A 5739-nucleotide genomic window follows, 5' to 3' on the forward strand; every position below is an offset into this window, starting at 1 on the left:
AAATGTCCTCCACCACATCGTCATCACCGGCAAAAGGCACTTCGTAAACAGGTTCGACTCGATAACCGCACGCAATGCGAGCTGCTGCTAAATCCATATAGAAGCCAAACGCGCTCCGCGCATTGCGCGCATAGGAAATCTCGCGTTTCGTAAGCATAATGTCCATGATCTTCGACGAAAGAGCTTGTGCTTTTTCCGACAGGCTCGCCTCAATAACACGATGCTGATAATACGGAGTTACCATATAGAAGAAGTAAAGAATTGCAGTGCGCAGCGCATACTCGTCCCCTTCGATACGCAGCGTTCCCCTTTTGCTTTTGATCGCAAGCCCAAAGAAAGACAAAATATTGTTCCAATAGCGCACTTCCGACTGAATGCACCTACGATTAGTAAATAAATGCGCCGCAAGTAAATCAGAAGTACACGACGTGGGTTTCTCGCGCGCAAGATAAAGAATGCCCCGGTAGAAACGGTCGAAACTAGTCATAGCATTTCCTGCATTCAGCAGTATGACGCTTTCGAGCGCGGACCCCTCACCGTCACGCACGATCATGCGAACACCGTTCCCTGCTTTCGTTTCGATCCGTGTGTAAAGATCACCGGAGGCAAGGGTAAGATTCAACGCCCGAATATCGGTGGAAACGGTTTTTTCAGAACATGCAAACTTTTCCGCGAAATGTCGTAGCGGAACATAGTGAGCGCACTTCTTCAATTCCTTTAAAAGCTCGTATTGACGCGCGTTGATCATGGATTCTTCCCGCCTATCGCCTACCTATGACAAACTAGGGAAATCAAACGAGATCGTCAACTCTCGTAGCTGAATTTTTTACGCCCGACCGCGCTAACGCGCACAAAGCAGGAAAAGGCTCCGCAGTTCATTTGTCCGACGAAGCCTTACGCTCGCCTGCTTCAAACTAGAACCGAGCGTAGCGCTCCAGGTTCTTCTTCAGCGCGTCTACGAAACGCTGGCCGATATCGCCTAGCTGCTCGCCTTTGCGCACGACATAGCCCAAGTGCAGCTTCACGTCGGTGTCCAGCGGCACGGTGTTCAGGCCGGCGCCGTCGGAGATGCCCACGAGGATGCCGCTGGTCACCGTATAGCCGTTCAGCGCCACGATGAGTTCGGAAAGCGACGCGCGATCGGTGCAGGCGATGCTCTTGGCACGCGGCGTGGCCGCCAGAGCCTCCTCGGCGAAGGCGACGGGCGAGTCCGCATCCTGCTCGAAGTAGAGGTAGGGGTAATCCTCCATGTCGTCCAAGGTCAGGATAGCAGCGTTCACCATGGGGTGGCTCGCTGGCAATGCCACGCGCGGAGCGGACTGGATAAGCTCCACGAACTCGAGGCCCGTGGCATCAAGCGCGGCGTTCAGCTCGTCGGCGGAGGCGGACGTCTGGAACAGCACGCCCAGATCGCTCTGGCCGCCCGCGACGTCGTCTATGACGCCTTGCGTCGTGCGGTCGCGCAGGGCGTAAGCATACGCGTCGCCGCCCAGCGCAAGCACGGTATGGGCGAACGTCTGCACGTTGAACAGGTAGTGCTGGCCGGAAACGGCAAAGGTGGTTTCAGTGGTCATAGCGAGTTCCTTCCTTGCGCGCGATTATCGGGTCGTGCAAGCACGTTCGTCGACGAAGCGCAACGCCTTGTGCTCGGACGACGTTCCCAGCTTGCCCGCATCATACACGATAACCTTCTGCGGACGCACGCCCACATGCGCCTTGATAGCCGCCATCGTGCGGTTGGCCACGGCGTCGTAAGGCTCGTCGCTGCCCAGCGCACGCTCGACGGACACCTCGTATTTGCAGGTAAAGTCCTGCTCGTACACGCGAATGGAGTATTCGCCGGTCAGGCCCTCCAGGCCGCGCACCACGTACTCGATGTCGGTCGGGAACACGTTCACGGCGCTGACGATGAACATCTCGTCCTTGCGCCCTGTGATGTGGATGCGCGCAAGCGTGCGGCCGCACGTGCACGTGTCGGTGCTCACGTAGCCGATGTCGCCCGTGCGGAAGCGGATCATGGGACGCGCCTTCTTCATCAGTGTGGTGTACACCAGCTCGCCCGTCTCGCCCGGAGCCAAAATCTCGCCCGTGGTGGGGTCGACCGTCTCGACGAGTATCTGGTCCTCGACGATATGCAGGCCGTCCTTCGCCTCGCACATGGCCGCACAGGCACCGTAGATGTCGGACAAACCATAGAAGTCGACAACCTTCGCGCCCCACAGGTTCTCGATGCTCTCGCGCGTGGACTGAATGGAGCCACCAGATTCACCAGCCACGATGATGGTGTGGATGCTGAAGTCGGTCTTGGGATTGTAGCCTTTCTCCTTGGCGATCTCGCCTAAGTGCCACGCATACGACGGCGACGTCCAGATGATGGTGGGCTGGTATTGCTTCAGCACGAACAGCAAGCGGTCGGACGGCACGGCACCCACCCAGATAGCCAGGGCACCCAGGCGCTGCGCGCCGATGACATCGGGGCCGCCCACGTACAGCGCGAAGTTGAGCGCGTGCACGTAGCGATCGTTCGGCCGCATGCCGGCCTGCCAGAACAGGCGCGCTTCGGTGTCCTGCCAAAGATCGAAGTCTTCCTGCGTGAACGGGCTTACCGTAGGGACGCCCGTAGACCCAGACGAGGTGGCCATAAAGATGACCTCTTCTTCGGGCACGGAGCACATCTCGCCGAAGAACGATCCCACGTGCTGCGTCTCGCGCTCGGTCTTCTTATCGATGAAGGGGAATTTCACCAGATCGCCAAGCGTCTTGATGTCACCCGGCGCCACACCTGCCTCGTCGAACGCGCGCTTATAATGCACCGTGTTCTCGTACGCATACGCCACCATGTCTTGCAGACGTTGCAGCTGCAGCGCCTCAAGCTCCGGCCGCGGCATGCACTCGATCTCCGGATCGTAGTACTTTTGATCGTTGGGGATGTCCTTCGCCATGGTCGCTCCTATGCTCATTCCGTTCCTTAATAAACAGCACGTTTCATGAAACCATGAACCATCCCTCGATACAACAATTCTCATCATTCAATGTTTTGATGTCATGGTATCGAACATACAGATAACGGGGTAAAATAAAAGAAAGAACACCTATCGAAGGAACGTCCGATGACCCTGCAACAGCTTCGCTACCTTATCGCCATTGCCGAATACGGCTCCATCAACGCCGCCGCGCAGAATCTCTACGCTTCCCAATCAAACCTCTCCACCGCCATCAAGGAGCTGGAGCAGGAGCTGGGCATCACCGTGTTCACCCGCAGCAACCGCGGCGTCACGCTCACCAACGACGGCACCGAGCTTCTGGGCTACGCCCGCCAGGTGGTCGAGCAGGCCGACATGCTTGAGCACCGCTACGCCACCGGCACCGACACCCACCTGCGCCTGGCCGTGTCCACGCAGCACTACGCCTTCAGCGTGCAGGCCTTCGTGAACGTGGTTGAGTCCTGCGTTGGGGACGAGTACGAGTTCATCATGCGCGAGAGCACCACAGCACAGATCATCGACGATGTGCGCACATTTCGCAGCGAGATAGGCATCCTCTACACCGACGGCTTCAACCGCCGCGTGCTGCAGAAAGCCTTCGATGATGCCGACGTGGCCTACGCCCCCCTGTTCGACGCCCGCGTGCACGTGTTCGTGGGCGATGACCACCCGCTAGCAAACGCGCGTCTCATCAAGCCCGAAGACCTCGAGCCCTACCCCCGCTACGCCTTCGAGCAGGGCATCGTGAACTCGTTCTACTATTCGGAGGAACCTTTAAGTTACCTGCCGCACCAGCGCAACATTCGCATCTCCGACCGCGGCACCCTCACAAACCTGCTGACCAGCCACAACGGCTACACGCTCTCCACCGGCGTACTGTCGGCAGAAATGCAGTCGGGCATCGCCAGCATCCCGCTCGACGTGGACGAGCTCATGCAGGTGGGCTACATCATGCACAACGAGCGCCGCCCCAGCCCGCTTTTGCTACGCTACATCGACGAGCTGCACGCCATCATCAACGCGAACCCCAGCGTGGAAGCGCAATAAAATGCGCAGTGAACTTTCTTTTGCAGAGAGTACTATAGAGTTTGAAAATCCAGCAAAAAGCGCCGCCCGCACAACGCGAACGACGCTTCAAATCAACGGTATGCGAACCTGCTCTAGTGAATAGCTCCGCTCACGTACGGCGTCTTGTCCTTTAACAGCACGTCGTGCGCGCCGCCCTCGACGATGGACGTGGAGGACACCACGGTCAGCTTCGCCTTCTGCTGCAGCTCGGCGATAGTCAAGGCGCCGCAGTTGCACATGGTGGACTTCACCTTCGACAGCGTCAGGTCCACGTTGTCCTTCAGCGAGCCGGCATACGGCACGTAGCTGTCCACGCCTTCCTCGAACGACATGCCCTTCTTGTCGCCGCCCAAGTCGTAGCGCTGCCAGTTGCGGGCGCGCGCGGAACCCTCGCCCCAGTACTCCTTCATGTAGGAGCCGTTGATGTTCACCTTGTTCGTAGGGCTCTCGTCGAAGCGGGCGAAGTAGCGGCCCAGCATGACGAAGTCCGCGCCCATGGCCAGGGCCAGCGTCAGATGATGGTCGTACACGATGCCACCGTCGGAGCAGATGGGGATGTAGATGCCCGTTTCCTCGAAATACTCGTCGCGTGCACGTGCCACCTCAATGGTAGCCGTGGCCTGGCCGCGGCCGATGCCCTTCTGCTCGCGCGTGATGCAGATGGAACCGCCACCAATGCCGATCTTGATGAAGTCGGCACCCGCGTCGGCCAAAAAGCGGAATCCCTCGGCGTCGACCACGTTGCCGGCACCCACCTTCACGTCGTCGCCGTAGTGCTCGCGCACCCACTCCAGCGTGAACTTCTGCCAGTCGGAATAGCCCTCTGAGCTGTCGATGCACAGCACGTCGGCACCCGCCGCCACCAGCGCCGGCACGCGCTCGGCAAAGTCGCGCGTGTTGATGCCCGCGCCCACCTGGTAGCGCTTGTGGGGGTCCAGCATCTCGTTGGGATTCGACTTGTGGGAGTCGTAATCCTTGCGGAACACCATGTACACCAAACGGTCTTCGTCGTCCACGATAGGCAGCGAGTTCAGCTTGTTGTCCCAGATGATGTCGTTGGCAACCTTCAGGCTGGTGTCCATGGGCGCCACGATCATGCTCTCGCGCGGCGTCATGAAGTCGGCCACCTTCTCATCCATGGACATGCGCGACAGGCGGTAGTCGCGACCGGTGACGATGCCCACCAGCTTGCCATTCGCCGAGCCGTCGTGCGTCACGGGCATGGTGGAGTGACCGTGCTCTTCCTTCATGTCCACCACGTCGGCAAGCGTCATCTCGGGCGACAAGTTCGCGTCGCTGGTAACAAAGCCGGCCTTGTAATCCTTCACGCGCGCGACCATAGCAGCCTGCTTTTCAATGGTCTGCGACCCGAAGACGAACGACATGCCGCCCTCCGTGGCCAGCGCGATAGCCATGCCGTCGTCGGACACGGACTGCATGATGGCGGACACCATCGGAATGTTCAGCGACACGGCAGGCTCTTCGCCGCGGCGATACTTCACCAGCGGCGTCTTCAGGCTCACATCGGCGGGGGTGCACTCGGCAGACGAATAACCGGGAACGAGCAGGTACTCGTTGAACGTGCGGGACGGCTCATCGAAATAGAATGCCATGGACGTACTCCTTCATATGCGGTCGTGGCCTGGAAGCGGCTTTTCGTTATGTGAACGTTATTATAGCCACGGGA

The 5739-nt window shown here is 59.1% G+C and carries 5 protein-coding genes; 1 reads left to right on the top strand and 4 read right to left on the bottom strand.

Annotated features, from left to right (window positions below):
* From RR842_RS11300 to RR842_RS11310, 3 genes are all read right to left on the bottom strand, one after another.
* Positions 1-748 (bottom strand): HTH domain-containing protein (locus RR842_RS11300; RefSeq protein WP_332729786.1); only part of this gene is annotated, 748 nt, incomplete at its 3' end.
* Positions 749-914: 166 nt separating this feature from the next.
* A complete protein-coding gene (locus tag RR842_RS11305) occupies positions 915-1574 on the bottom strand; it encodes a LysR family transcriptional regulator substrate-binding protein (protein WP_332514133.1) in 660 nt (219 codons plus the stop codon).
* Positions 1575-1598: 24 nt separating this feature from the next.
* Positions 1599-2960 (bottom strand): AMP-binding protein, encoded by a 1362-nt coding sequence (locus tag RR842_RS11310; RefSeq protein ID WP_332514134.1) that lies wholly within the window; start codon positions 2958-2960, stop codon positions 1599-1601.
* A gap of 150 nt (positions 2961-3110) precedes the next feature.
* On the opposite strand from RR842_RS11310, the gene RR842_RS11315 reads away from it, so the two are divergent.
* Positions 3111-4031, top strand: coding sequence for a LysR family transcriptional regulator (locus tag RR842_RS11315; RefSeq protein ID WP_332514135.1), 921 nt, complete (start codon positions 3111-3113; stop codon positions 4029-4031).
* 113 nt (positions 4032-4144) lie between these two features.
* Here RR842_RS11315 and RR842_RS11320 read toward each other — a convergent pair whose 3' ends face one another.
* Entirely contained in the window at positions 4145-5665 is a 1521-nt protein-coding gene (locus RR842_RS11320; protein WP_332514136.1) for an IMP dehydrogenase, read from the bottom strand.
* Positions 5666-5739 lie beyond the last annotated feature (74 nt).

The organism is Gordonibacter sp. (assembly GCF_036667095.1).
Lineage (GTDB): Bacteria > Actinomycetota > Coriobacteriia > Coriobacteriales > Eggerthellaceae > Gordonibacter.

What these genes read in the sequence shown, in the direction of transcription:
- RR842_RS11305 (WP_332514133.1), bottom strand. Translation starts at nt 1,574, where the DNA reads ATGACCACTGAAACCACCTTTGCCGTTTCCGGCCAGCACTACCTGTTC.
- RR842_RS11310 (WP_332514134.1), bottom strand. Translation starts at nt 2,960, where the DNA reads ATGAGCATAGGAGCGACCATGGCGAAGGACATCCCCAACGATCAAAAG.
- RR842_RS11315 (WP_332514135.1), top strand. Translation starts at nt 3,111, where the DNA reads ATGACCCTGCAACAGCTTCGCTACCTTATCGCCATTGCCGAATACGGC.
- RR842_RS11320 (WP_332514136.1), bottom strand. Translation starts at nt 5,665, where the DNA reads ATGGCATTCTATTTCGATGAGCCGTCCCGCACGTTCAACGAGTACCTG.